This is a genomic window from Rhodococcus sp. P4_B6 (assembly GCF_056402215.1).
On sequence record NZ_JBFUHV010000057.1, the window covers coordinates 1 to 26,444 of the forward strand.

At 68.2% G+C, this 26,444-nt stretch carries 24 protein-coding genes; 11 read left to right on the forward strand and 13 right to left on the reverse strand.

Annotation, left to right across the window (positions count from 1 at the left end; all coding sequences use genetic code 11):
* Positions 1 to 198: 198 nt before the first annotated feature.
* Positions 199 to 1,134, forward strand: a complete 936-nt coding sequence (locus tag AC1DWT_RS25005) for a 4-(cytidine 5'-diphospho)-2-C-methyl-D-erythritol kinase (RefSeq protein WP_477922623.1) — start codon at positions 199 to 201, stop codon at positions 1,132 to 1,134.
* Complete coding sequence (locus AC1DWT_RS25010; RefSeq protein WP_477922625.1) at positions 1,134 to 2,918, forward strand: ABC-F family ATP-binding cassette domain-containing protein; 1,785 nt, start codon at positions 1,134 to 1,136, stop codon at positions 2,916 to 2,918. Before AC1DWT_RS25005 ends, AC1DWT_RS25010 begins: the two co-directional genes overlap by 1 nt.
* Before the next feature lie 13 nt (positions 2,919 to 2,931).
* Here AC1DWT_RS25010 and AC1DWT_RS25015 read toward each other — a convergent pair whose 3' ends face one another.
* Positions 2,932 to 4,110, reverse strand: coding sequence for an FAD-dependent oxidoreductase (locus AC1DWT_RS25015; RefSeq protein WP_477922628.1), 1,179 nt, complete (start codon positions 4,108 to 4,110; stop codon positions 2,932 to 2,934).
* Positions 4,111 to 4,162: 52 nt separating this feature from the next.
* On the opposite strand from AC1DWT_RS25015, the gene AC1DWT_RS25020 reads away from it, so the two are divergent.
* From AC1DWT_RS25020 to AC1DWT_RS25035, 4 genes are all read left to right on the forward strand, one after another.
* A complete protein-coding gene (locus AC1DWT_RS25020; protein WP_378683906.1) occupies positions 4,163 to 4,723 on the forward strand; it encodes a PadR family transcriptional regulator in 561 nt (186 codons plus the stop codon).
* Between the two features lie 380 nt (positions 4,724 to 5,103).
* Positions 5,104 to 5,580, forward strand: coding sequence for a nuclear transport factor 2 family protein (locus AC1DWT_RS25025; RefSeq protein WP_015889488.1), 477 nt, complete (start codon positions 5,104 to 5,106; stop codon positions 5,578 to 5,580).
* Positions 5,581 to 5,620: 40 nt separating this feature from the next.
* Entirely contained in the window at positions 5,621 to 6,040 is a 420-nt protein-coding gene (locus AC1DWT_RS25030) for a VOC family protein (RefSeq protein WP_174705485.1), read from the forward strand.
* 38 nt (positions 6,041 to 6,078) lie between these two features.
* A complete protein-coding gene (locus AC1DWT_RS25035; RefSeq protein WP_072941218.1) occupies positions 6,079 to 6,756 on the forward strand; it encodes a pyridoxine/pyridoxamine 5'-phosphate oxidase in 678 nt (225 codons plus the stop codon).
* Positions 6,757 to 6,775: 19 nt separating this feature from the next.
* On the opposite strand, the gene AC1DWT_RS25040 is transcribed toward AC1DWT_RS25035, so the two are convergent.
* The 7 genes from AC1DWT_RS25040 to AC1DWT_RS25070 all read right to left on the reverse strand — a co-directional run bounded on the left by AC1DWT_RS25040 (position 6,776) and on the right by AC1DWT_RS25070 (position 14,041).
* A complete protein-coding gene (locus AC1DWT_RS25040) occupies positions 6,776 to 7,279 on the reverse strand; it encodes a metal-sensitive transcriptional regulator (protein ID WP_072941081.1) in 504 nt (167 codons plus the stop codon).
* Positions 7,280 to 7,434: 155 nt separating this feature from the next.
* Positions 7,435 to 8,232: an IclR family transcriptional regulator gene (locus tag AC1DWT_RS25045; protein WP_072941079.1), complete on the reverse strand. Its 798-nt coding sequence runs from the start codon at positions 8,230 to 8,232 to the stop codon at positions 7,435 to 7,437.
* A gap of 72 nt (positions 8,233 to 8,304) precedes the next feature.
* A complete protein-coding gene (locus AC1DWT_RS25050; RefSeq protein ID WP_072941077.1) occupies positions 8,305 to 9,465 on the reverse strand; it encodes an enolase C-terminal domain-like protein in 1,161 nt (386 codons plus the stop codon).
* 27 nt (positions 9,466 to 9,492) lie between these two features.
* Positions 9,493 to 10,815: an ABC transporter substrate-binding protein gene (locus AC1DWT_RS25055; protein ID WP_072941074.1), complete on the reverse strand. Its 1,323-nt coding sequence runs from the start codon at positions 10,813 to 10,815 to the stop codon at positions 9,493 to 9,495.
* A gap of 26 nt (positions 10,816 to 10,841) precedes the next feature.
* Positions 10,842 to 11,723, reverse strand: coding sequence for a carbohydrate ABC transporter permease (locus tag AC1DWT_RS25060; protein ID WP_072941071.1), 882 nt, complete (start codon positions 11,721 to 11,723; stop codon positions 10,842 to 10,844).
* A 5-nt stretch (positions 11,724 to 11,728) separates the two neighbouring features.
* Positions 11,729 to 12,688 carry a carbohydrate ABC transporter permease gene (locus AC1DWT_RS25065; RefSeq protein ID WP_072941069.1) on the reverse strand — a complete coding sequence of 320 codons (960 nt, stop codon included), beginning with the start codon at positions 12,686 to 12,688 and terminating at the stop codon, positions 11,729 to 11,731.
* A gap of 267 nt (positions 12,689 to 12,955) precedes the next feature.
* Positions 12,956 to 14,041 carry a hypothetical protein gene (locus AC1DWT_RS25070; protein WP_477922630.1) on the reverse strand — a complete coding sequence of 362 codons (1,086 nt, stop codon included), beginning with the start codon at positions 14,039 to 14,041 and terminating at the stop codon, positions 12,956 to 12,958.
* 57 nt (positions 14,042 to 14,098) lie between these two features.
* On the opposite strand from AC1DWT_RS25070, the gene AC1DWT_RS25075 reads away from it, so the two are divergent.
* On the forward strand, positions 14,099 to 15,280 hold the full coding sequence (locus tag AC1DWT_RS25075) for a hypothetical protein (protein ID WP_477922632.1): 1,182 nt from the start codon (positions 14,099 to 14,101) through the stop codon (positions 15,278 to 15,280).
* Between the two features lie 40 nt (positions 15,281 to 15,320).
* On the opposite strand, the gene AC1DWT_RS25080 is transcribed toward AC1DWT_RS25075, so the two are convergent.
* Positions 15,321 to 16,145 carry an NAD-dependent epimerase/dehydratase family protein gene (locus tag AC1DWT_RS25080; RefSeq protein WP_072941063.1) on the reverse strand — a complete coding sequence of 275 codons (825 nt, stop codon included), beginning with the start codon at positions 16,143 to 16,145 and terminating at the stop codon, positions 15,321 to 15,323.
* Positions 16,146 to 16,333: 188 nt separating this feature from the next.
* On the opposite strand from AC1DWT_RS25080, the gene AC1DWT_RS25085 reads away from it, so the two are divergent.
* Together AC1DWT_RS25085 and AC1DWT_RS25090 are read left to right on the forward strand one after the other, a co-directional pair.
* On the forward strand, positions 16,334 to 17,413 hold the full coding sequence (locus AC1DWT_RS25085) for an ABC transporter ATP-binding protein (protein ID WP_477922633.1): 1,080 nt from the start codon (positions 16,334 to 16,336) through the stop codon (positions 17,411 to 17,413).
* Positions 17,414 to 17,467: 54 nt separating this feature from the next.
* Positions 17,468 to 18,373 carry a 5-dehydro-4-deoxyglucarate dehydratase gene (locus AC1DWT_RS25090; protein WP_276135599.1) on the forward strand — a complete coding sequence of 302 codons (906 nt, stop codon included), beginning with the start codon at positions 17,468 to 17,470 and terminating at the stop codon, positions 18,371 to 18,373.
* Between the two features lie 55 nt (positions 18,374 to 18,428).
* On the opposite strand, the gene AC1DWT_RS25095 is transcribed toward AC1DWT_RS25090, so the two are convergent.
* Positions 18,429 to 20,132, reverse strand: coding sequence for a peptide chain release factor 3 (locus AC1DWT_RS25095; protein ID WP_477922634.1), 1,704 nt, complete (start codon positions 20,130 to 20,132; stop codon positions 18,429 to 18,431).
* Positions 20,133 to 20,344: 212 nt separating this feature from the next.
* Between AC1DWT_RS25095 and AC1DWT_RS25100 the strand changes: the two genes are divergently transcribed.
* Entirely contained in the window at positions 20,345 to 21,976 is a 1,632-nt protein-coding gene (locus tag AC1DWT_RS25100; protein ID WP_477922635.1) for a fatty acyl-AMP ligase, read from the forward strand.
* Between the two features lie 66 nt (positions 21,977 to 22,042).
* Here AC1DWT_RS25100 and pth read toward each other — a convergent pair whose 3' ends face one another.
* Positions 22,043 to 22,615 (reverse strand): aminoacyl-tRNA hydrolase, encoded by a 573-nt coding sequence (gene pth / locus AC1DWT_RS25105; protein ID WP_072941054.1) that lies wholly within the window; start codon positions 22,613 to 22,615, stop codon positions 22,043 to 22,045.
* A 108-nt stretch (positions 22,616 to 22,723) separates the two neighbouring features.
* Positions 22,724 to 23,350 (reverse strand): 50S ribosomal protein L25/general stress protein Ctc, encoded by a 627-nt coding sequence (locus AC1DWT_RS25110; RefSeq protein WP_072941051.1) that lies wholly within the window; start codon positions 23,348 to 23,350, stop codon positions 22,724 to 22,726.
* Between the two features lie 290 nt (positions 23,351 to 23,640).
* On the opposite strand from AC1DWT_RS25110, the gene AC1DWT_RS25115 reads away from it, so the two are divergent.
* Entirely contained in the window at positions 23,641 to 24,843 is a 1,203-nt protein-coding gene (locus tag AC1DWT_RS25115; protein ID WP_477922638.1) for a helix-turn-helix domain-containing protein, read from the forward strand.
* 6 nt (positions 24,844 to 24,849) lie between these two features.
* Here AC1DWT_RS25115 and AC1DWT_RS25120 read toward each other — a convergent pair whose 3' ends face one another.
* On the reverse strand, positions 24,850 to 26,322 hold the full coding sequence (locus AC1DWT_RS25120) for an FAD-dependent oxidoreductase (RefSeq protein ID WP_477922639.1): 1,473 nt from the start codon (positions 26,320 to 26,322) through the stop codon (positions 24,850 to 24,852).
* Positions 26,323 to 26,444: the final 122 nt, after the last annotated feature.

A 26,444-nucleotide genomic window follows, 5' to 3' on the forward strand; every position in this document is an offset into this window, starting at 1 on the left:
TCACTCCGCCCGACCGGCCGCGTGTGTTCGTCGACGCGGTCGGTCGACACATCACGTGAAGGACAGTCCTTGCGGGCGTCAGAGTGGCAACGAGTCAGACCGGCCGCGTCAACGAACCCAACCAGTATCACTGAGTGGCAAAGTGCGTGATGGTGCGCATTTCCGCACCCGTACCGGGAGCGCCTAAGCTCTACCCTTGTGCTTTCCGTCGTTCCTCGCCCCGTCGTCGTCAGGGCCCCGTCCAAGGTCAATCTGCATCTGGCTGTCGGGGACCTGCGTGACGACGGCTATCACGAGCTGAAGACGGTGTTCCAGGCGCTCTCGCTCGGGGACACGGTGTCCGTGGTCCCGGCGGAGACGCTGTCGGTGAAGGTCCGCGGTGAGGACGCCCGCGTCGTGCCCACCGACAGCGGCAACCTCGTGTGGCAGGCCGCCGAGATGCTCGCCGCCGAGGCGGGGCGGCGTCCGGACGTCGAGATCGCCATCGACAAGGGCATCCCGGTGGCAGGCGGGATGGCCGGCGGCAGCGCCGACGCCGCGGCGACGCTGGTCGGTCTGAACGCGCTGTGGCAACTCGACCTGTCGCGGGAGGAACTCGACGGGTTCGCCGCGAAACTCGGCAGTGACGTGCCGTTCTCCCTCCACGGCGGCACCGCGGTCGGGACGGGACGCGGCGAGCGACTGCTGCCGGTGCTCTCCCGCAGCACGTTCCACTGGGTGYTCGCGCTCGCGAAGGGCGGCTTGAGCACCCCGACCGTGTTCCGGGAGCTGGACCGGCTGCGTGCCGACGGGAATCCGCCACGACTCGGCGGACCCGAAGGCCTGATGCACGCCCTCACGACGGGCGACGCTGCCACGTTGGCTCCGTTGCTGGGCAACGACCTGCAGTCGGCCGCGCTGTCGCTGAATCCGGGACTGCGGCGGACGCTGCGAGCCGGGGTCGCGGCGGGCGCCCTGGCCGGGATCGTCTCCGGGTCCGGCCCGACCTGTGCCTTTCTATGTGCTGAAGCGGATGCCGCGGTCCGTGTCAGCGCAGAACTCGCAGGTGCGGGGGTGTGTCGCACGGTGCGAGTCGCCAGCGGACCCGTACCGGGCGCCCGAATAATCAACGACGCGGCGGAGGGATCGCACTGATGGCGAATCTGATCAATCTCGAGCAGGTATCGAAGTCCTTCGGCATCAAGCCGCTGCTCGATTCGGTATCCCTCGGACTGCAGGAAGGCGAACGCATCGGCGTCGTCGGCCTCAATGGCGGTGGCAAGACCACCATGCTCGAGGTGCTCGCCGGGGTGGAGGCGCCCGATTCGGGACGTGTCAGCCGGGTCGGCGGCCTGCGCATGGCGGTCGTGACCCAGCGCGGTGTCCTGCCGCCCGGGTCCAGCGTCGGCGACGTGGTGCTCGGACCGCTCGGGGTTGCCGACCACGAGTGGGCGGGCGACGCCCGCATCCGGTCGATCCTGGCCGGGATCGGCATCGACAACCTCGGGCTCGAGGTGTCGGTCGACGGACTGTCGGGTGGCGAGCGGCGACGCGTCGCGCTGGCGGCCGCGCTCGTCCAGGACCTCGACCTGCTGGTGCTCGACGAGCCGACCAACCACCTCGACGTCGAGGGTGTGCAGTGGCTGGCGGAACATCTCGTCGGCCGGCGCAGCGCGCTGGTGGTCGTGACCCACGACCGGTGGTTCCTCGACACGGTGGCCAACCGCACGTGGGAAGTGGTGGGCGGCAGGGTCGAAAGCTACGAGGGCGGCTACAACGACTGGATCTTCGCCCGGGCGGAGCGCTCCCGGCAGGCCGACGCCTCCGAGGAACGCCGCCGCAACCTCGCCCGCAAGGAACTGGCCTGGCTGCGGCGCGGCGCGCCCGCCCGCACGTCCAAGCCCAAGTACCGGATCGAGGCCGCCGAGGCGTTGATCGCGGATGTCCCGCCGCCCCGCGACAACGTGGCGCTGGCATCGTTCGCGCAGCGCAGGCTCGGCAAGGTTGTCATCGAACTCGAGGATGCGCGCCTGGAGACGCCGGACGGCCGGGTACTCGTCGACGACCTCACGTGGCGGCTGGCGCCGGGCGAGCGCGTCGGTCTGGTCGGCGTCAACGGCTCCGGCAAGACGACGCTCCTGCGCACGCTCGCCGGGGAGATCGCGCCGGCGTCGGGCAAACGCATCCAGGGGCAGACGGTGCACATCGGCTGRCTCCGTCAGGAACTCGACGACCTGCCGACGAACATGCGGGTGCTCGAGGCCGTCAAGGACGTGGCCGAGCGGATCACGTTGGGCGACAAGGAGGTATCGGCCGGGCAGCTCGCCGAACGGCTGGGCTTCACCCCCGCCCGGCAACGCACACCGGTCGGTGACCTGTCCGGTGGCGAACGTCGCCGGCTGCAGCTGACGCGTGTGCTGATGTCGGAGCCGAACGTGTTGTTGCTCGACGAGCCGACCAACGACCTCGACATCGACACGCTGCAGCAACTCGAGGACATTCTCGACGGCTGGGCGGGAACGATGGTCGTCATCAGCCACGACCGGTACCTGATCGAACGCATCTGTGACTCCACCTGGGCGTTGTTCGGCGACGGCAAGCTGACCAACCTGCCCGGGGGGATCGAGGACTACCTGCGTCGGCGAGCGAAGATGGTCGACACCGGCGCACCGTCAGTGGCGTCGACGGCGACCGGTGCGTCCGCGCCCAAGCAGGTGCGGGACGGGGCCGCCGAACGCGCCGCCCGCAAGGAACTGTCGCGTCTCGAGCGGGCCGTGGCGAAGCTGGACGACCGGGAACGCAAGCTGCACGAGAAGCTGGCGGAGGCCGCCACCGATCCGGACAAGCTGCAGAAGCTCGACACGGAGCTCAAGCAGGTCGTCGCGGAGAAGGAATCCACCGAGGAACAGTGGATGGAGCTGGCCGCCGAGCTGGATTAGCGACTCCGGCCGGTCACCACTCGAGTCGGTAGTCGTACATCCAGCGCAGGCTGTCGCGGCGGCCGATCATCCGCATGACCGTCGGCAGGGTGAGGTCGCGGATCGCGCGCCCGACCGGACCGGGTGCCTTGCCGCTGCCGTTTCGCTTGCCCTGGGCGACGATTCGCTCGACCCGGGCGCGCCGTGCGGTCTCGTACGCGGCCAGGGCGACGGCGGTGTCCCGGTACTCGCGCAGGCATCGCGCGAGCACGACGGCGTCCTCGATCGCCATGGAGGCGCCCTGCCCGGACGACGGTGACGTGGCGTGCGCCGCGTCCCCGATGATCACCATCCGCTCGTTGCGCCACGTCGGCACGGTCGGAAGGTCGTAGGTGCTCCAGCTGCCGATGATGTGCTCGGTGGCCTCGACGATCTGCAGCGCGGGCCCGGCGTCGCGCGAGAACAACTCGGTCAGTTCGGCGCGCTGCTGCTCCGGCGTGATCGAGGCGAGTTCGCCTGCCGACGGTTCCGTGCGGCGCCCGGGATTGGCGAACCACCAGACGTCGCCGTCCGGATGGATCAGATAGCCGAAGAAGCACCGCTTGCCGAAGACGAAATGGGCCGCGCCGGGTTCACCGTCCAGGGCGAGGCCGGTCGCGAATCCTCCGGTGTTGAGGAGGCCGAGGTATCGGGGTGTGGGCGCCTGCGGGTCGAGGAGGGACCGGGTGCGCGACCACAGCCCGTCGGCGCCCACCAGCAGATCGCCGTCCGCGGACGTGCCGTCCGCGAAATCGGCGTGCACCCGATCRTCGCCCTGGCGGGCGTCCCGGAGTTGTTTGCCGTACTCGATGCGGATGCCGCGCCGGAGTGCTTCGTCGCGCAGGGTGCGGTAGAGGTCGGCGCGGCGCAGCGTCCGAGACGGCGTGCCGAAGGAGGTGAGTCCACCGTTGTCGAACTCGGCCAGGCGTTTCCCGGTTCCGCTGACGATTCGCATCCTGCGGGTGCCCATTCCGAGCGCGGTGACCTGGTGATCGAGGTCCAGCAGGTGCAGTGCCTCCAGGCCGTTGGTGGCCAGGGTCAGGAACGCGCCGACACCGTCGGCGCCGTGACCGCGCGCTTCGTACACCACGGGATCGAGTCCGGCCTTCTGCATGGCCATCGCCGTGACCGGGCCGGCGACGCCTCCTCCGATGATCACAACCTGTTTAGTCATATAAAGACTATACATAAAATGACTAATTACGGTCGACCGATATGCTCGGCAAATGTCCTCACCGCGTAGATCCGTGCTGGCGATGGCCGTGTTGTCGATGCTGTCGGAAGAGTCGATGCACGCCTACCGCATGCAGCAACTGATCAAGGAGCGGCACAAGGATGAGGTCGTCAACGTCGCTCAGCGCAACAGCGTGTACCAGACGATCGAGCGCCTGCTGCGCGACGGATTGATCGAGGTCGAGGCGACGGAACGGGCCGAGAATCGACCCGAGCGCACGACGTACCGGCTCACCGCACCGGGTGCGACGACGCTGACGCGCTGGCTGCGCGAGATGGTTGCGGAACCGGCGCGCGAATTCCCGGAATTCCCTGCCGCGCTGGCATTCCTGCCGAGTCTCGACGCCGGCGACGCGCTCGGCGCCCTGCGTTCGCGGATCGCCTCGCTCGAACGGCAACTGGCCGGGCTCGATGCCGGCCTCGCCGAGTCCGGGGCGGTTCTTCCGCGACTGTTCCTCGTCGAGGACGAGTACCGCCGGGCGGTGGTGGCCGCCGAACTCGACTACGTCCGGTCGCTGGCCGACGACGTCGCGGGCGGTGACCTGCGCTGGTAGCGCGTCACGCTAGCGCGGGCCGAGGTATCTGTAGATTCGGGGTCACAGCAATCGTGTCCGACGTTCGGTGCGGGCGGCTCGCCCCGTGCGGCCCGCGGCGGCAACGTTCACTGAAAATGCTGTGCAGCAATGGGATTCGAGCGTCATGGCTCCGGGCATGCCGGAGGATCGCATCACTATCAGGTGAGGCTTGCCTAAGGTAGTGTGGAGTGTGTGCTGGAGCGCAGGCCATGCAGTCATTTCGTAACCTTTTCGTGTCCCGGATCACGGCCTGAATATGCATGATCCGGGCAAAACGGGGGAATCCAACGCGAACCTGCAGATTCTCGGACTAATCTGCAGTCCAGGGTTTGCATGTCGCTGCACAGGAGGCGGGGGTCATGGATCTCGAAGCGATCAAACAGATCGAGCAGCTCAAGCACCGTTACTCACGTGCACTCGACACGAAGTCGTGGGTGGAGTTCGCCGACACGATGGTCCCGGACGTCACCGCGACGTACAGCGAATACCTCACGTTCGACTCCCGTGACTCGTTCGTGTCCTTCCTCGAGAACACCCTCGGGACACACGTCATCACCGAGCATCAGTGCGGCCAACCCGAAATCACCGTCACCGGTGACACCGCGGTCGGCGTGTGGTTTCTCGCAGACACCACGCTGATTCCCGAGGACGGCATGCTGCTGCGCGGGTCCGCCTACTACCACGATCGTTACCTTCGGTGCGCCGACGGCAACTGGCGGATCACGCACACCGGGTACGAACGCACCTGGGAATCGGTTGCGGCGCTGTCCGATTTCCCGAGTTTCCGGCTCACTTCCAACAAGTGGGCGATGTTGCAACCTCCGGCGTCCGCCTGAGGGGGCACACTGGGACTCGACGCATCACGGACACTGGGAGGTGACGACGTTGCCCGAAGTCCCCGTTCCCGGCGCGCTGCCGTACCTGACGGTGCGGCGCGGTGTCGAGGCGATCGAGTGGTATTCCAAGGTGTTCGGCGCCCAGGTGGTGGGTGAGCCGATCGTCATGGACGACGGCCGGGTCGGTCATGCGGAACTACGGTTGCCGACCGGCATGATCTATCTCGCCGAGGAGTTCCCCGAGATGGGTCTGACCGCGCCGGAGTCCGGGTCGACGTCCGTGAGCCTGATGTTGTCCGTCGACGACCCCGACGCCGTCCTGGTGGGTGCCCGCGACGCCGGCGGCACCGTGGAACGCTGGATCTCGGAGGGTCACGGACACCGCAACGCCACCCTCATCGACCCATTCGGGCATCGCTGGATGCTGGTGGGGCCTGCCGATCCGGCCGTGTCCGACTGAACGATCCGGGCCGCGGCTACTGTCGGCACATGCCGAACATGCCGACTGCACCCGACCGCTCGTCGTTTCCGGACACCCGCGCATGGATCCGCGCACTGCCCGCACTCAGCGGCGCGACGCCTGCGCCCGTCGACACGCTGCCGGACTCACCGACGGCGCTGTTCCTCGACTGGATCGAGCAGGCCGCGGAAGCCGGCGTGCCGGAACCGCATGCCGCTGCGCTGTCGACCGTCGACGCCGACGGAAATCCGGACGCACGTTTCCTGCTCCTCAAGGACGTCACGGAGCAGGGCTTCTGGTTCTCGGGGGACACCCGCTCACCGAAGGGACATGACCTGGCCGCGAATCCCGTTGCCGCACTGTCATTCTACTGGCGCGAGCAGGGCAGGCAGGTGCGGGTGCGTGGCACCGTGATCGAGGGGGAGCCGGCGCTGTCCGCACGCGACTTCCGCGAACGGTCGGTCACCGCACGCGCCGTGGCGGCCGCCAGCAGGCAGAGCGAGGTGCTGGACGATCCCGCCGAATACGAACGCGCGGTCGCGGCGGCGGTGGCCCGCATCGAGGCCGACCCCGACTTCGTGTCGGCGACCTGGCGGGCATGGTGCATCGTCCCCGACAGCGTCGAATTCTGGCAGGCGGACGCCGGACGCAGACACGTGCGCCGGCTGTACCGCCGGGAGTCGGACCGGTGGATCCGTGAGGTGCTGTGGCCCTGACCGCGCCCGGCGGCAGGAGTCAGCGCGCGGTCGAGGGCGAACGCAGGTCGACGACGATCGACTGGCCGTTCAGCTTCGCGTGGATCTCGGGGCGTTCGAACCCGGCCGCGACGAGGTACTCGCCGAGCAGCGCCAGCAGTTCGTCGGCGTCCACGGTGGGATCGGCGGAGTGGCTGCTCGCCGACGCGAGGTGCTCCTCGAGCAGTTCGGTGTGTGCAAGACGGCCCGCGACTCGCACGGCTGCCACTCCCATCGCGTTGCGTCGCATGACGGTGCGTCCACGAGATTCGGGCGGCGCCGTCGTGTCGGAGGCCGCGGCCGGTTCCTCGGTGCTGTGCGAACCCGAACTGCGCGTCGGCAGCGGGAAGGTGAACGTCTCGGCGGAGCTGGTCGTGGACTTGCCGTTGCCGTTGCTGCTGCCGGTCAGTCCGCCCGTGCCCGGTTCGGCGAAAGGGGACCCCGTCGCCGGGCTCCCCGCGGAGCCGTTGCTGCCCGATCCGTTCGTGGAAATGCCGTTCTCCATCGTTTCGCTTCCTGCTCGTGGCCAAACGGGTACCGCGCAAAGCCCGTCAGTGTGCTCGATTCGGTCTGAAAGCTACCAGCAGCGTCCGGCGGGCCGCGCACCTCGACGGCTCACGACACGGCCCCGTCGCCGCCCGGACTCTCGGCAACGGTGTGTCAGCGGACCCCCTCCGTCCGCAATTCCCTGGCCCATGCCGACGCGTGCCTCGTCAGCACGCCGGCGATCCGCTCCAGCTCACCCGGGTACGACGCGACCTCGGCGGGCATGGACACACTGAGGGCGTCGGTGGCGGGGATCCGGTAGGGCACCACGGTGGCGATGCACACCACGCCGACCGTGCCCTGTTCCCGTTCGAGGGCCCACCCCCGGTTGCGGACCTCGCCGAGTTCGGTGACGAGGTCGTCGAGGTCGACGATGGTGTTGTCGGTGAACCGCTCGAGTTTCGCGGGAAGCAACTCCCGTACCTCGCCGGTGGTGAGTTCGGCGAGAAGGGCCTGCCCGAGTGCGGTGACGTGGCACGGCAGTTTGCGGCCGACGCGGTGCATCCGCCGAACCTCGACCTTCGATCCGCGGCTGGCGAGGTAGATGACGCTTTCCTCGTCGCGTCGCGCGAAGTGCACGGTGTGGCTGACTTCCGACCGGAGCGCCTCGAGCACCGCCGCCGCCCTCGACACGACCGAATCCTTGTCGAGATACGACGTGCCGGTGAGCAGCGCGTGGGTGCCGATGCCGTAGCGGGAACCGGACTCGTCCGCCTCGATCCACCGCAGATCCTTGAGCGTGCGCAGGAGGGCGTGCAGACTCGAGCGCGGATATTTGCACGCTTCCTGCAGCTCGCCGAGGCTCATGCGGGTCGGCGACGCGGCGAGCGTCTCGAGGATGTGGATGGTGCGTTCGGCGGATTTGACCGGCTGGGATTCCGGGGCCGCCCCACGCGTGTCTTCTGTCACCATGAAGACACTATCTCTCATTCTGAACGCGATATCACCTACTGACCCGTGCCCGGTACCGGCGAGGGGTCGCACTCAGTACTCCGCGACGAGGTTGGCCGCGATGTACTCGAGATCGATGTCCTCGCCGAGACCCGGCCGCTGTGGCATCGCCACCATGCCGTTCTCGTCGACGGGGTCGACGATGGACTTCAGGTGCGGCGGCACCCAGTCGTAGTCGACGTGCGGGTGCAGAAGACCGCGCTCGTACCACTGGACGTTGTTGGCGGCGCCGACGAGCGCGAGATTGGGGGCGCCGTTGCCGTGGATCTCGCAGTCGAGGCCGAAGCCCTCGGCCATGTGCATCGTCTTCAGGGCCGGGGTGATGCCACCGCCGTTCATGGCGCCGACGCGCAGGATGTCGCACGCGTCGTTCGCGATCCAGTCGGCACGGGACCGGTGCCTGCCCGGTGTGGTCTCGGGTCCGATCACCGGGGTGTCGATCTGGTCGGCGAGCCACTTGTACGAGCGCAGCGAGAACTCGTCCATCGGCTCCTCGAACCAATCGAACTTCAGCCGGTCCAGTTCGCGCCCGAGTCTCAGGGCGTCGGTGCGTGAGTACCAGTGGTACCCGTCGAGCATCAGCGAGAAGTCCTCGCCGACGGCGTCGCGGACCGCGGCGCACGCGTCGATGTCCCGGCTCAGGCTGGGGGCGCCCGGCAGCGGCGGCATCCAGGTGTGCAGTTTGATGCCCTGGTAGCCACGCCTTTTCAGCTCGACGGCGAAGTTCGCGTAGTCCTCCGGGGTGGCGAGGCCGCCGTCGATGTCGTCACCGCACATGGTGCTGGCATACGCCTTGACCTCGGTGCGCGCGCCGCCGAGCAGTTTCCACACGGGTGTGTCGAACTTGTTGCCCGCGAGGTCCCACAGCGCCTGGTCCAGGTAGCTGCAGGTGTGTTCGGGAAGCTCGACCGCCCGCGTGCGCTGCCGGATCGCCCACTTCTTGTCCGCCGCCTCCCGTGCCAGCGGGTCGGAACCGATGAGGACGGGCCGGAAATGCTGCTCCACCTGGTCCTGACGAAGGTAGTTCGGCTTGCCCAGGACGTACCCGCTGACGCCGTCGGAGTCGGTGATCCGCAGCAGCGCCCCGGTCGTCGGCACGGACGGGCCGGGATGGCGATGACCGTACGAGTCGACCGAGGTCCGTGCCTCCGTCTTGAAAACCTGCACGGCGACTTCTGTGATCACGCTGGACATGATGATTCGCTTCCTCTTCGAAATGTCTTATTTGCCCTGGCGGGCGACGTACTTGGCCATGGAGCGGTCGAGTTTCTCGGCGAAGTCGTCGGCGAAATCCTGCGCACTGAGCTGCCCGATGAGCACCTTCTGCCACTGGCCGAGCATCTGCACCTGAACGATCTTGCCGAAGTCCGGCAGGTAGTCCGGCGGCGTCACCAGCACGGTTTTCGGGTCGTCCAGTGCCGCGAGCGCGGCCTGCACCGACGGCATGCTCGCGAATTCCGGCGCGGAGCGGGCGGCCTTGTTGACCGGGATCTGCCCGACCCGCTCGTTCCAGTACGCCTGCGATTCCTGGGACGTCATGAACTCGAGGAACTTCCACGCCGCGGCCTGGTGCTTGCTGCTCTTGAACACGGTGTACGACGGGAACGGGTCGGTCATGACGGTGCGCTTTCCGTCCTCGTTACGCGGCAGGGCCACGGCGCCGGCCTTGTCGCCGAGCGCCTTCTGGTGGTTGCTCAGCGAGCCGAGGTTGTGCTGCATCATCGCCACGGATCCGCCGCCGAAGCTCGCGACCATCTGCGGGAAGCCGTTGTTGACGTCGGCGGTCGGGGTGGCGACGTCGTAGAGCGCTGCGAAGCGTTCGATGGCGTCGACCATCTCGGGACGGTTCAGCGTCGACTCGCCGTCCTCGAAGAAGCTCTCGATTCCGGTGCTGGCGAACATGTACTGCAGCAGTGGGTAGATCGATCCGGCGCCGCCGCGAATGGTGAATCCGTAACGGCCGTCGTCCTTGTCGGTCAGATCCTTCGCGGCCTCGAAGAACTCGTCGTAGGTGTCCGGCGGTTCGATCCCGGCCTCGGCGAACCAGTCGGCGCGATACCAGAGGGTGGCGTTGTTGCTGGTGTACGGGAGACCGAACAGATGCTCGCCACCACCGGATTCGCGTGCCGACTCGAGAATTCCGGCGTCGTACTCGTCGCGCTGCGGTGACGCCGCCATGAAGTCGTCGAGTGAGATGACCGCGTCCTGGGCGACGAGCGGGGCGAGGTAGGCGGTGGAGACGATGCCGAGATCCGGTGCCGAGCCGCCGGCGAGCGCGGTCTGGTACTTCTGCTGGGCGCTGTCCGACGGAAGGCCCACGTATTGGATGTCGATGCCGGGATTCGCGGCCTCGAACCGGCGGATCAGCTCCTCGTACAGCGGAGTGCGGTCCGGTCCGGCGTTGTTGTCCCAGAACGTGAGCTGGGCGTTGTTCGGATCGCCGAGGGCGCCGTCGGGCAGCGAGGTCTCGGAACTGCAGGAGGCGAGCACGAGCGTGGCCGCCGCCCCGACCAGGGTGGAGCGCAGGAGCGTTCGCCGGTTCATGTGGATCCTCTTTTCGAAAGTCATGATCAGCCCTTGACTGCGCCGGCGCTCAGGCCCTGGACGAGGTATTTCTGGATGACGGCGAAGACGGCGACCACCGGCACCGCGGCGATGAGACCGCCCGCGGCGAGAACTCCGAAGTCGACGTTGTAGGAGCCGATGGTGTAGCTGAGGCCGACCGGCAGCGTGAACTTCTCCTGGCTGCTGATGAACATCAGGCCGAACAGGAAGTTGTTCCAGCTGCCGATGAAGGCGAACGATCCGACGGCGATCAGGCCGGGGCGTAGCAGCGGCAGCATGATGATGCGGAACGCGCGCAGGCGTGAGCAGCCGTCGACCATCGCGGCTTCCTCGAGTTCGACCGGGATCTGCGCGATGAAACCTGCCATGAGCATGGCGGCCAGCGGAAGCTGGAACACGGTGTCGGCGACGATGAGTCCCGTCAGGTTGTTGACGAGGTTCATCTCGCGGAACACCTGGAACAGCGGGATGAGCAGCATGGCGCCGGGGACGAACTGGCTGCAGAGCAGGGCCATCACCAACGGGATCTTGGCGCGGAACTTGAAGCGGGCCAACGCGTATCCGGTGGCCAGCGCGACGAAGGTGGTCAGGACGAGCGACAATGCGGCAACGATGAGGCTGTTCTTGAAGAAGAAGCTGAAGCCGAGGGTGTTCCACACGGTGTCGAAGTGCTCGAACGTGATGGGCCAGGGGAGCATCGAGTTCGATCCGGCGGGCCGGAACGCGAACACGATCATCCAGTAGAACGGCACGAGTGTGAACAGCAGGTACAGGGCGAGCGGCAGTCCGACGCTGAACAGGCGCGGCTTCTTCGTGCGCACCCGCAGCTTCCCGGTGGTGTCCGGCTCGGGCAGCGCAACGGTGGGGCGATCGGTGGTGGTGGTCACGGCGGTCAGACCTTCTCACTGTTGAACTTGCTCAGGCGCAAGTAGAGGATCGAGCAGAACAGCAGGATCACGAATGCGACCGTGGTGAGTGCCGAGCCGTATCCGAAGTCCTGGGCGGTGGTCGCGAGCTGTGAGACGTACAGCGGGAGCGTCGTGGTGACGTCGGCGGGGCCGCCCGCCGTGAGGGTGTAGAGCAGATCGACGTTGTTGAACTCCCACACACCGCGCAGCAGCGTCGACAAGATGATGACGGCCTTCAGGTGCGGGAGGGTGACGAAGCGGAACCGCTGCCAGCGGTTGGCGCCGTCCACGTTGGCCGCCTCGTACAGGTCCTTGGGGGCGCTCTGCAGCTCGGCCAGGATGAGAATGGCGAAGAACGGAACACCGCGCCACAGTTCCGCGACGCCCGTCGCCCAGAACGCGGTGTCCGGATCGGCGATGGGAGCGGCGGTGCCGTCTCCGATGCCCATGTTCCCGAGAAGTTTGAACAGGCCCGTGGACGGGTTGTAGATCAGCAGCCAGATGCCGGTGGTGAGGACGCCGGAGACCGCCCAGGGGGAGAACACCAGGGCGCGGGCCAGGCCGCGGCCCCGGAACACCTCGTTGACCAGCAGGGCCAGCCCGAGGCCGAGGATCAGCTGGAACACGACCTGAAATCCCACCCATTTCGCGGTGGTGACCAGGCTGGTCCAGAAGAGGGAGTCGGCGAACATCAGCCGGAAGTTGTCGAGGCCGGCGAAACCGTTGTCCCACGGCGTCGTCGGATTGTAGTACTGCAGGCTGTAGTAGAAGACGCTGCCGACCGGGTAGAAGATGAAGACCGCCAGCAGGAGGACCACCGGCGCGATCAGGATGTAGGGGGCGGCGGCTCTGCGCCAGGCGGGTCTGCGGCGAATGCGACCGGGAGAGGCCGGCGCCGCCGCCGCGGTCCGCCCTCCTGGCCTGGGGGAGGTGGTGGTGACCATGGTGCACGCTCCGAGGTTCGGTGCCGGTCGCGCCGGCGGGTCAGGGGATTGTGGCTATTGCTGCTGACGCGAGATCACCGAGGGTGGCGCGTCAGCGGGGAAGGAGATGGGGAACGACTGCGGCCTCCGGCCTTCCCGGTGAGCCCGATGTGCTCGGGCCTCCGGTGGCGGTGCGTCCTATCGTTCATGTATGTGAACTCACGTTCTCTATGTGAATTGTCGAACTCACTATGACGGCAGTCACAAGGTCCTGTCAAGCGTGATCGGCTAGACGTTGCACCGGATCCAGTCGGCGGCCCCGGCCTGCATGTCGGCCGAAAACCGGTGCCCGCCCGCGAACCACTGCGTGGTCAGCGCGTCGGATCCGACGTACGCGCGTCGCAGCAGGCTCTCGGAGTCCCGCATCCCCTGCGGGCCGAAGTGCGAATCGTCCCGCGCGAACTGAACCAGCAGCGGCCGCGGCGCAGCGCATGCGGCGACCTCCGGCCAGTCGCAGACCGCCGGCAGGCCTGGAGTGATCATCAGCCACGTCGTGTCGTCTGCCCTGCCGTCCGCGACGTCGGCAAAAGTGCTCATCATCGCGGTGATCACCCCTGCTCGCAGGCGCGTCGAACACGCCAGCAGGTGTGCGACGCGAGCCCCGCCGCCCGAGAATCCCGCCGCGGCCACCCTGTTCGGATCCACGCCGTCGGTCGCGAGGAGAACGTTCAGCGCCCGCAGGTCCTCGGCGACGACCTTGGCGGCGAGCGAGGTGCCGGTCAGGGTCGCTGCCTTGGCGAGGCCGTTCTCGTGCTCGCGGGCCGCCGCCTCGTATCGGCGCAGGCGAACCTCGGGGGTGTCGAGCCCGGGTGGGCATGCGGTGAAACCCGCCGACCTGGCGCGGTCCGGCAGTTCCGGCCAGGGCACGCGCCTGCTGCCCCAGGGGAAGGCGTCGTGCACGAGTACGACGAAACCCGCCTGCACCAGCCCCGTTGCGACGGCCAGGCCGTCGTACCCCCGTGTCCGGAGTTCGGCGACGGCCGGTGTGACGCCGTCGGGGCCATCGGCCACCTTCTCCTTGCCGTAGAACTTGACGCCGTCGTGGGCGTGCATCAGCAGGACCGCGGGACGTGCGGCGGTCTCGGCGGGCCGGTCGGGGCGCAGGAGCCAGGCCGCGGTGTCCGGACCGTCGTCACCGGCCGCCCACGTGAGTTCGCGACCGGCGACGCCGTCTCGGGTCCACGACCTGCCGTACCGCACGTCGGGGGTGGCCGCCGCCTGTTCGCCGGGCACGCCGAGGGCGTCGCGAACGGCGTCGCGGCGTCGATCGGCGGGGGTCGATCGTGGACAGTGGGGCGAAAGGTGTGTTCCCATGTGTGAACTCCGTCTTGTCTACCGAATCCTGTTGTCGAACTGCCGAGGGGTTTTCACATGTCCGAAAGAACCGTCGATCGCATCGTCGCGCACGCCTATCCGTGGGACGTGCTCGGTGATCCGCACTTCGTCGACCGTGCGCGCGCCCTCGGGGTCGCCGAGATCTCGCTCGCCGCCAGCTATCACTCGACCCGCGCCGCAACGCCCCTGCATCCGGCCCACAAGGTGGTCGACGCCCACCACGCTGCGCTGTACCGCCCCATCCGGACCGCCGCGTGGGACGGCCACACCGTCACGGCCAAGGCGGCGACCTGGGCCGGTTCCGAGGATGCGTTCGCGGATGCGGCTCGAATCCTGATCGACGCCGGCATCGAGGTGAACGCATGGATCGTGCTGTCCCACAGCACCGTTCTGGGGCATGCGCATCCGGGCGCCACCGTCGTCAACTGCTTCGGGGACCGCTACCCCTACGCGCTCGCGCCCGGGCACCCGGACATCGTCCGGTACGCCCTAACCCTCGCGGTGGAGGCGGTGCGCGGCGTCGCCCTCCACGGTGTGTCGATCGAAGCGTGCGGACAGCTGGGTATCGCGCACGTCGGCCCGCACGAGAAGACCGATGGCGCCTATCCGGGAATCGGCGACACGCTGATGTCGATCAGCTGCACCGAACGGGAACGGGCACTGTGGGCAGATCGTGGCGTCGATCCGGACAAGCTGACGGCCAAACTGCGTGCCGGCGTGGATGCGCTGACCACGGGCACCCTCGCCCCGGACGCCGCGATCACCGACGTCCTCGACGAGACGGAGGCCGAGGCGGTGCTGTCCGTGCGCCATGCGCAGGCCGATGACCTCCGGGTTGCGGTGCTCGGCGCAGTGCGAGCCGAGATCCCGTCGGCCCGCGTCACGCTGCACGGTCATCCGAACCCCTGGAAGACCGGGCCTTCGCCGGCGCTGACGTCCGCCGCTGCGGAAGACGTCGACGCCGTGCTCGTCTCGGCCTGGCCGGGAACCGCGGAGACCGTCGCCGTCACCACGCAGACCCGGGCGCTCGTCGGTGACGCCGTCGACGTCGGGGCCTACGTGTCGGTGTTGCCGCCGAAGAACCTGGACGACGTGAGCGGCCACGTCGCAGCCACGGTCGCGGCCGGCGCCAACGAGCTGCACCTGTATCACCTCGGGTTGGTCAACGCGGTGCAGCTCGCCGCGTTGGGCCGTATCATCCGCGACTTCTCGGTCTGACGCAGTCGAGGTGGGCGCCCACGGCGCCCACCTCGGGATGTCACCGCATCCGCTGTCCGAGCGGGTGGTCGCAGAACGCTCCGCCGACCCGCTGGAGGATCGGGTCGTCGAAGGACCACTCGTGGTCGGCGAGGAACTCGTCCGCGAACACCTCCGCGTCGTCCCGGGGTTCGTACCCGATGGCGGCGCCCTCCGCTGCGGACCACCAGCTGCGCGTGTTCCGCGAGATGCCCCACACGGTGTGAAATCCCTTGGCGGAGTCTGATAGTGCGGCCTCGATCAGGCGAGCGGTGTCGGCCGGGGACATCCAGGACGCGAGCCCGCGGTAGTTGGGCGGGCGGTCGAAGCTCGAGCCGATGCGCAGGTTGACGACGTCGATGCCGAAACGGTCGTGGTAGAGCCGGCCCAGTGCCTCGACCGCTGCCTTGCTCCAGCCGTAGAACCCGTCCGGGCGCGGCGGAACGTCGCCGGGCAGCGGGTCACCGCCGGCCTCCGCGTGCGTCCAGAAGCCCACGGCATGGTTGCTCGACGCTGCGATCACGCGCGTCACGCCGTGCGCGACGGCGGCCTCGAACACCGCCTGGGTGCCGTCGACGTTGACGGACAGAATGTTCTCCCACGAGTCCTCGGTGCTGAGTCCGCCCAGGTGGAGCACGGCGTCGACACCGTCGACCGCGGCGGCCACGGCGGCGCGGTCGGTGACCGAACCCTGTACGTACTCCTCGTGTTCGGGGTCGATGTCGGTGATGTCGGCGATGTCGAACAGGCGGAGGGTGCGGCCGGGCTTGCGGAGCAACGGCCGCAGCATCTTGCCCATGTTTCCTGCGGCGCCGGTGATCAGCAGACGCGAGGCGGTGTCGGTCATGTCTTCTCGTACCTCTCTGGGAGTAAGTCTTGTAATGCACATCACGGTAGTACATACTTCGAAACGAAGTCACTACCTTGGCATAGATTCACGTATGTGAACAATATATATGGGGATCGGCCGTCTACTTCACACTCCCACTCGGATCGTCCGGCACGTTCCTGCCGGTGAAGGGATCTCCCACCATCATGGCAACAGTCGCATTCCACGGCGTCACCAAGTTGTTCCCCGGCGGCGACAAGGCCGCGGTCGACCACCTGGACCTCCACATCGACGACGGCGAATTCCTCGTCCTCGTCGGACCGTCCGGCTGCGGGAAGTCGACGTCCCTGCGCATGCTCGCCGGACTCGAAGACGTGGACAAGGGCACGATCGCCATCGGCGGCAACGACGTCACCGAGTTCCAGCCGAAGGACCGTGACATCGCCATGGTCTTCCAGAACTACGCCCTCTACCCGCACATGACGGTGGGGGAGAACATGGGCTTCGGTCTCCGGATCGCCGGCGAGGACAAGGCGGAGATCAAACGGCGCGTCCAGGACGCCGCCAGGATCCTCGACCTCACCAAGTTCCTCGACCGCAAGCCCAAGGCCCTCTCCGGTGGCCAGCGGCAGCGAGTGGCCATGGGGCGCGCCATCGTTCGCAAACCGCAGGTGTTCCTGATGGACGAGCCGCTGTCCAACCTCGACGCCAAGCTCCGCGTGCAGACCCGCGCGCAGATCTCGGCGCTGCAGCGCCGGCTCGCCACCACCACCGTCTACGTGACGCACGATCAGGTCGAGGCCATGACGATGGGTGACCGCGTCGCCGTCCTGAAAGACGGAGTGCTCCAGCAATGCGACACTCCCCGTCGCATGTACGAGCACCCGAACAACGTGTTCGTCGCCGGGTTCATCGGCTCGCCCGCGATGAACCTGCTCGAACTTCCCCTCGTCGACGGAGGTGTCAGCTTCGGCGGCTCCGTGGTCCCCGTTCCGCGTGCCGCGATTGCCGGGATCGGGGAGCACTCGGTCACGCTCGGTGTGCGTCCCGAGGATCTCGCGATCACCACGGGCAGCGGGCTCGACGTCACCATCGACGTCGTCGAGGAACTCGGCGCCGACGCATATGTGTACGGCCAGGCGGACATTCACGGGCGCAAGCAGCCCATCGTCGTTCGCGCCGACGGTCGCATCCCGCCCAAGCGCGGAGAGGTGATCACGCTGTCGTACGCGGCCGAGCGCACCCACCTGTTCTCCACCGTCACCGGTGAACGGCTCGTCGACTAGCGGCGACCCGATTCTCCGACGGACACCCGACCACATCGATCAAGGAGTAAGACCATGCTCGACGGAGTTCTCTTCTTTCCTGTCACCCCGTTCGACGACAACGGCGACGTCGATCTGCCCGCACTGGCACAGCACATCGAATCCGGTGTCGCGGCCGGACCGGGCGGAGTGTTCGCCGCGTGCGGCACCGGCGAATTCCACGCACTGTCCGCGGCCGAGTTCCGGACCGTCGTGGAAACGGTGGTCGCGGTCACCGGCGGCCGGGTCCCCGTCTTCGCCGGCGCCGGAGGGCCGCTGCCCGTCGCGAAAGAGTTCGTGGCCGCCGCCGCGGACGCGGGCGCCGACGGCATCCTGCTCCTGCCGCCCTACCTCGTCGGAGCGCCTGCCGACGGCCTCGTGGAGTACGTGAGGCAGGTGTCGGAGTCGAGCGACCTCCCGGTCATCGTGTACCACCGCGCGAACGGCCAGTTCACCGAGCAGAGCGCTCTCGAGGTCGCGCGACTGCCGAAGGTCGTCGGGTTCAAGGACGGCGTCGGCGACCTCGACCTGACGTCGCGAATCGTGCGCACGCTGCGGGATTCTCTCGGCGACAAAGAGTTTCAATTCTTCAACGGCCTCCCGACGGCCGAGGTCTCGCAGCAGGCCTACCGGAGCATCGGCGTCACCCTCTACTCGTCGGCGACGTTCGCCTTCGCCCCGGACGTGTCGCTCGCCTACTACCGGGCACTCGAGGAGGACGACACCGAACTGGTCGACTCGCTCAACCGCGAGTTCTTCCATCCGCTGGTCCGGCTCCGCGACACCACTCCCGGATACGCGGTCGCGCTGGTGAAGGCGGGCGTGACCTTCACCGGCCTCGACGCCGGTTCGGTGCGGGCGCCGCTCGTCGACGCCAGCGCCGAGCACAGGTACGCATTGGAGCAGATTCTGGCAGCGGGCCGGAAGGTGCTGGCGCAGTAGCGTCTTCGATCAWCGGCGGGTTGGAGGACCCGCCGATGATCGAAGAGCGTCTGCACTAGTCGGCGGCGGCCACGAGCGGCTCGAGCGTGAGGTCGGGCAGCTCCTTCTGGATGTACTGCAACCGCCACTTGTCGCTGACGAGGGCCAGCATCACCCCGTCCGACCGGGTGAACACCTCGACACCGCGCTGACGGTTCAGCTCGTCGGCCGACTCGGCGTCGGTGCGCCGCGCCAACGCGTAGCCCAGCGGTTCCATCCGGGCCTCGACGTTGAACTCGGCCTTCATCCGCGCCGCGACCACCTCGAACTGCATGGGGCCGACGGCGGCCATGACGGGCGAAGCGTCGCCGCGGAGGTCGTTGCGGAGGATCTGCACGACACCTTCGGAATCGAGCTGATCGACGGCCCGCCGGAACTGCTTGTACTTGCCCGCGCTCTCGGCCCGAAGGATGGAGAAATGCTCCGGCGCGAACGACGGGATCGGCGGGAACTCCACCTTCTTCTCGAAGAACAGGGTGTGACCGGGGGCGAGTGCGGTGGCGTTCACGAGTCCCACCACGTCGCCGGGGTACGCCGATTCGACGGTCGAACGCTCACGGCCGAACACGGTCTGCGCGTACTTCGTCGTGAACGGTTTACCGGTCTGGGCGTGGGTGACCACCATGCCGCGCTCGAAGACGCCCGACACGATGCGCATGAATGCCAGCCGGTCGCGGTGCGCGGTGTCCATGCCGGCCTGGACCTTGAAGACGACCGCGCTGAACGGGTCCGTGACGTCGCGGGGGGTGCCGTCGACGTCCTCCCGCGCGCGCGGCGGTGGCGCCAGCTCGACGAGCGTGTCGAGGATCTGGCGGACACCGAAGTTGAGCATCGCCGACGCGAAGATCACCGGCGACGTCTGACCGCCGAGGAACAGCTCCTGGTCGTGGTCCTGACCGGTGGCCGACAGCAGTTCGCTCTCCTCCGCGGCGGTCTCCCACTCGGAGCCCTCCTTCGCGAGGGCGGCGTCGGCGTCCATGACCTCTTCGGGGGCGATCTTCGCGCCGCCGGCGGTGCGCGTGAACCGGATGTACTCCCGCGGGGCACCGTCCTCGCCGCGCCGGAGCAGGCCCCGGAAATCGCCGGCGATCCCGACGGGCCAGTACAGGGGAGTGGGGGTGAGCCCGATGCGTTCCTGGATCTCGTCGAGAAGCTCCAGCGGCGTCTGGCCGGGCCGGTCCCACTTGTTGATGACCGTGATCACCGGGATTCCGCGGTGACGGCACACCTGGAACAGCTTCAGCGTCTGCGGTTCGAGACCCTTCGCGGCGTCGATCAGCATGACGGCGGCGTCGACCGCGGTCAGGACGCGGTACGTGTCCTCGGAGAAGTCGGAGTGGCCGGGCGTGTCCACCAGGTTGATCACGTTGTCGACGGGTTCGTCCGCCGACGCCTCGGTGGAGCGGTAGTTGAACTGCAGGGCGGTGGAGCTGACCGAGATGCCGCGGGCCTTCTCCATCTCCATCCAGTCGGACACCGTCGACTTGCGGCCCGCCTTGCCGTGGACGGCGCCCGCTTCGGAAATGACTTTCGCGTGCAGCGCGAGCGCCTCCGTCAGCGTCGACTTACCGGCGTCGGGATGCGAGATCACGGCGAACGTGCGGCGACGCGACGCCTCGGCCCGGACACCCTTCTCGGATTTCCCCTCCGATGAGCCGGACGCGGCGGCAGGCGCCGCCTCGGCTGGAATGGTGTCGGCCGAGTCGGACGGGGTAGTCAACGAAGAACCTCTCGGGGGACGGAATGCGTGCAGGAAGGCCGTGTGGCCGCATACCAGGTTACTCGGGTGCCGAGGACCCACTCGCAGCACAGTCACATCCAGGGAGAAGTAACGATCGGAGGCCGGTGGGGGATTTATATGGGTGAGTCGTCGGGGCGCTCCGGAGTTCACCGTTTCTGCGTTCGGACACCCGTATGTGCAGGAGGAAGACAGTGAGCAAGTTCACCGACGAGATGTACGCGACCGCGGCGAGCAGCACCCGTGGTCTCAACACGGGTGAGCCCGACGCGCCACTGCGACAGCCGTGGGGCGAGATCCACAAGGCGGCGCGGCGCATGGCGGGCGCGCTGGCCGAGACAGGCATCGGCCACGGCGACGCCATCGGCATCCTCGCCGGTCAGCCTGTCGACATCGCGCCCTCCTGCCAGGGCACCTGGATGCGCGGCGCGTCCGTCACCATGCTGCATCAGCCGACCCCGCGAACCGACCTGGCCGTGTGGGCCAAGGACACCGAAACCGTCATCACCATGATCGAGGCCAAGGCCGTCATCCTCGGTGCGCCGTTCGACGCCGCCAAGCCGCTGCTCGAGGAACGCGGCATCACCGTGGTGACGGTGGCCGAGCTGAACGAGGGCACGCCCATCGACCCGGTCGAGACGTTCGAGAGCGACATCGCCCTGCAGCAACTCACGTCGGGTTCCACCGGTTCGCCCAAGGCCGTGCAGATCACGCACGAGAACTTCTACACCAACGCCTACGCCATGATCGACCGCATCAAGTTCTCCATCGAGGACGACGTGATGATCAGCTGGCTGCCGCTGTTCCACGACATGGGCATGGTCGGGTTCCTCAGCGTGCCGATGCAGGTCGGTGCGGAGGTCGTGAGCATCACCCCGATGGACTTCCTCCGCACGCCGCTGCTGTGGGCGGAACTGATGGGCAAGTACAAGGGCACCGTCACGGCCGCCCCCAACTTCGCGTACTCGCTGCTCGCCCGCCGCCTCAAGCAGGCGGAAGACGGCGCCGTCGACCTCAGCACCGTCCGATACATGTGGAACGGCGCCGAGCCCGTCGACCCCGAAACGATGAACAAGCTCGCCGAGGCCGGCGCCCGGTTCGGGCTGAACCCGTCCGCACTCGCCCCCGTCTACGGCATGGCCGAGACCACCCTCGCGGTTTCCATCCCGGATCCGGACCAGGGCCAGGTCCTCGACCGTGTGGACCCGGATCTCCTCGAGGCGATGCAGCGTGCCGTCCCGTCGAGCAAGCCGAACGCGCGTGCCCTCGCCACCCTCGGAAAGATGGTGCCGAACCTCGAGGGACGCGTCGTCGACAGCGAGGGGGAACTGCTCCCGACCCGCGGCGTCGGCATCATCGAGGTCCGCGGCAAGGCGGTCACCCCCGGGTACATCACACTCGACGGGCACAAGCCCGCGCAGGACGCGGACGGCTGGCTGAACACCGGCGACGTCGGCTACTTCACCGAAGAGGGCCTCGTCGTCGTGTGCGGTCGCGTCAAGGACGTCATCATCATGGGCGGCCGCAACATCTACCCGACCGACATCGAACGGGCCGCGGGCACCGTCGCCGGAGTGCGTCCCGGCAATGCGGTGGCCGTCCGCCTCGACGCCGGGCAGAAGCGGGAAAGCTTCGCCGTCGCGGTCGAGACCAACGACTACCAGGACCCCGAGACGGTCAAGCGCATCGAGCACGAGGTCGTGCACGCCGTGTTCTCCGAGGTCGGTGTGCGACCCCGCACCGTCGCCGTCCTCGGTCCCGGCAGCATCCCCAAGACGTCGTCGGGCAAACTCCGCCGCGCCACGTCCGCGTACCTGGTGGGGTAGGCGCTCCGCGCCCGTGCGCGGTTGGAGAGTCCAGAGACTCGTTAACCACTCACGGGCGCGAAGCGCCTAATGCAGGCGGTTCTGCGCGGCCTCGAGCCCCATGCGCAGGACCAGTTCGACGGCGTCGGCGGATTCCTCGCAGACGAGGTCGAGTTCCTTGCGTTCCACCGACGAGAACGGCTTCAGCACGTACGACGCCGGATCCATCCGTCCGGGGGGACGGCCGATCCCGACGCGGGTGCGCAGATAGTCCTTGGTGCCGAGCGACTGCGAGATGGACCGCAGTCCGTTGTGCCCGCCCTCGCCGCCGCCCTGCTTGAGGCGGATGGTCCCGAAGTCGAGGTCGAGTTCGTCGTGGATGACGACGATGTTGCCCGGGTCGACGGAGAAGAACCGGGCCAGCCCGGCGACGGCGGAGCCGGACAGGTTCATGAACGACCGCGGCTTGGCGAGGATCGTCGGACGGCCTTCGAGCCGTCCCTGGACGATTTCGGCGCCGCTCTTCTTGTGCGCGCTGAACTTGCCACCCATGCGCGCGGACAGCACGCCGGCCACCATGAAGCCGACGTTGTGCCGGGTCTTCTCGTACTGCGGTCCGGGATTGCCCAGACCCACCACCAGGGCGGTGTCTTCACTCACCGACAGGGTCCTTCCGTGCGTCAGGGGGTCGTGTCAGACGACAGCGGCGCGTCACCCCGGGACAATCCGGGACGACGCGCCGCCGACATCAGTGCGGTTGCGAGAGGATCAGCTCTCGGCGCCCTCTTCGGCCGGAGCCGCGGCGGTCTCGGCTGCGGCTTCGCCGGTCTCCTCTTCGAGGTCGGCAGCGGTCGGGGCTGCGACGACGTTCACGATGAGCAGTTCCTCGTCGGCCTGCAGGGTCGAACCCTTGGGCAGCTCGAGCTGGTTGGCGAGGATCTGGGTGCCGACCTCGAGGCCCTCGACCGAAACCTCGATCTGCTCGGGGATGTGCAGCGCGTCCGCTTCGAGGGAGATCGTGGCGGCGTCCTGCGCGACCAGGGTGCCGGAAGCGGCCTCACCGGTGACGACGACGGGGACGTCGACGGTGACCTTCTCGCCCTTCTTGATGACGAGGAGGTCGGCGTGCTCGATGTAGTTGCGGATCGGGTGAACCACGACCGACTTGGTGAGCGCGACCTGCTCCTTGCCCTCGATGTCGAGGGTCAGGATGGCGTTGGTGCCGTGCGCGCGCAGGATCGCGGCGAAGTCGCGGGAGGGCACGTTCAGGTGGCGGGGATCCTCGCCGTGGCCGTACAGGACTGCGGGGACCTGGCCGTCGCGGCGTGCGCGGCGGGCGGCGCCCTTGCCGAACTCGGTGCGCACGGCGGCTACGAGGCGATTTTCGTCAGACATGGTGAAACGGCTCCTACAACTCACGGTGGTAACTGGCGGGCGGTTCGAGTCGGCGAGGGACGAACGCGCGACGGCCAGGAGCGAAACGCTCGAGCAGAGCCGTAGCCGCGTCGATCACGGTGAGCCAGCCAATTGGAACTTCTGGTTCACCCTCGCCGAGACAACTTATGGAACTCTACCGGATGGGCCGCTGACCTGCTAATCGGGTGCCGCCGGGCGGGTGGTGCGACCGCGCCGGTCCGGCGGCAGGTAGTGGTGTGGCTCACAACGCCGGGGGTAGCCTCGGCGTTGTGAGCGCTGAACGTCCGACCGCCGACCGGCTGACCGCAGTGGCAACCGGTGTGGATCTGCCGCGACATGCGCGGCTGCTCAGCCGGGTGCACGACGCCGTGCTCTCCGGGCAGCGGCCGCCGGCGCTTCCGCGGGGCGTGGTGGCGCGGTCGTGGTCCCGTCTGCAGGCGGGCGGTGTGAGCCCGGACCATTGCGCCGACGTGGAGCCCGCCGACTTCTCCGAGATCGAGGCGCGGCGCACCCGCACGGCGCTGCGCACCGTGCTTCCGGAGTTGCGCAGCACGTTGACGCAGGTCGCGGAGGACGCGAATTTCATCGTCGTCATCGCCGATGCCGACGGTGTCCTGTTGTGGCAGGAGGGATCCCGCGGGGTCCGGAAAGCGGCCGACGCGCTCGGGTTCACGGAGGGTGCGCGCTGGGCCGAACAGGCCGTCGGTACCAACGCGATCGGCACCGCCCTGATCGAAGATGCTGCGGTGCAACTCTTCTCGGCCGAACACTACGCGCCTACGCATCACGGCTGGTCCTGCACCGGGTCGCCGGTGCACGACCCGCGCACCGGCGAGATCCTCGGCGTGGTCGACATCAGCGGGTCGGCGATGTCCGTCCATCCGACCACCGTCGCGCTGGTCCGCACCGCGGTGCGTCTGGCCGAGGCGACATTGTGGCGTGAGCACACGGCCCAACTGGACAGGCTGCGCGGCCGGGCGGCACCGTTGCTCGCGTCGGCGGGAGGTCCGGCGCTGGTCGTCGACAAGCACGGGTGGGTCGCGGAGGCGAGTGGCATCGCGGCGCCGGAGCGGGTCGCGCCGCCGAGCCTCGACAAGCCGCTGCTCGTCCCGGGGCTCGGGCTGTGCGTGCCCGAACCGCTCGGCGACGGCTGGCTGGTGCGCCGGCACGTCGACGGGGCTGCCATCGAACTGGAACTCGACCTCGGCGATGCGCCGCACGTGACGGTCCGGGGCGACGTCAACTGGACTCGGGCGCTCTCGCCGCGACACGCTCAGATCCTGCGGGTGTTGTCGGCGGCGGGAACGGCGGGCGTCGACGCCGCCTCGCTCAGCGAAGCGTTGTTCGGCGACCGCGACCACGTGGTGGCGGTCCGCGCCGAGGTCTCGCGTTTGCGCAAGAGCCTCGGCGCGGTCCTGAGCACCCAGCCGTATCGATTCGCGGCCGGTGTGACGGTCCGGCGCGTCGGGTAGGCGCGGTCAGGCCTGCTTCGCCGCACTGATGCCGGCGCGGCGGCCGTAGAAGCTGCCGTCGCCGAGGGATGTGCCGCTGGCGTAGCCACCTGCGCACACCCCGGACGTGCACCGTCCCGCCGCGAAGAGGCCGGGAATGGGTTCGCCGGAGACGTGCAGGACCTCGGAGTTCACGGTCGTCCGCAGGCCGCCGAGGGTGAATCCGAGCGTGAACCCGCGCAGGTCGAGGGCGGCGACGGGGGAGCCGATCGGCTTCACCCACTCGGACTTCTTGTGCAGCAACGGGTCCGACCCTTCGGCGGCGTGCTTGTTGTACACCTCGACGGTCGACTGGAGTGCGCCTGCGGGCAGGCCCATGTCGGATTCGAGTTCCTCGACGGTCTCCGCCGCCCACTTCGGCTGGGCGCGCAGGAACGGCGTTGCCGTGGTGGCGGCCGCGCCCTCCTCGTAGGACGCCTCGTCGATAATGAGAAACGCCTGGTTGTCCTGGTGGAACAGGGTCATCTGGCCGATGCGACCGGAGTACGTGTCTTCCGGGACGTAGCGCTGCCCCCGGCCGTTGACGAGGATGCCGCGGACGACCAACTGGGGGTCGCAGAGAAACGCGACCTCGGTGGCGTCCATGTGGGCGAGGTCGGCGCCGAGGGCCTGCGCCATGAGGATCGAGCGCCCGTCGTGCTCCTCGATGGCGGCGCCGGGGCGGCCGATGAGCCGCGGCGCGTGGGCCTCGATCATCTTGTCGTTGTACGCGAAGCTGCCGGTCGCGAGGACGACGCCGCGACGCGCCCGCACGGCCACCTCCTTGCCGTACTGTTTGGCGACGATCCCGACGACGCGTCCGGTGTCGTCGGCGATGAGCGTCTGGACGCGCATGTCGTATTCGGCTCGGACCCCGAGCTTTTCGGCTGTCTCGACGAGCGGCTTCATGAGCATGTAGCCGCCGCCCTTCTCGCCGGTCCGCTTGCCGTCCATCTGCGGAACGTGCCCGCGCGGCGCGGGGGTGGCGATCTCGTTGAACGGCGCCGCGTTCTCGCCGCCGGAGTACATGAGCCCGTCGTCGAACGGGGGCTCCCAGCCGGGTTCGCCCCAGAAGCTCTCCTTGAACGGGACCCCGCAGTCGACGAGCCAGTTGTAGTGCGCGACGCTGCCCTCGCAGTAGTCGRTGATCTTCTCCTCGTCGGCGCCCGGGCCGAGCGCCGCCATCATGAACGTCTTCATGTTCTCGACGGAGTCGTCGAATCCACACGCCTTCTGCAGCGGCGTCCCGCCGCCGAGGTAGATGAAGCCGCCGGCGAGTGCGGCGGCACCGCCCCATCCGCTGGTGCGCTCGAGGACCAGGACGTCGGCGCCGGCCCGCGCCGCCTCGATGGCGGCGGACACACCGGCGATGCCGTAACCCGCGATCACGACGTCGGCCTCGTAGTCCCACTCGGTGACCGTTGGTGCGGACCGGGGGCGGATCGGTGTGGCGTCGACCATGGGTGGAAGTCCTCTCGGGCGGTCACAGGCGTAGTGTGACGTGGGTTACCCCCAAACGGTAACCTGTTACAAAACCCGATTCGGTGGATCTCCCGATGAGTGGGACGTCGCGCTCGGACACG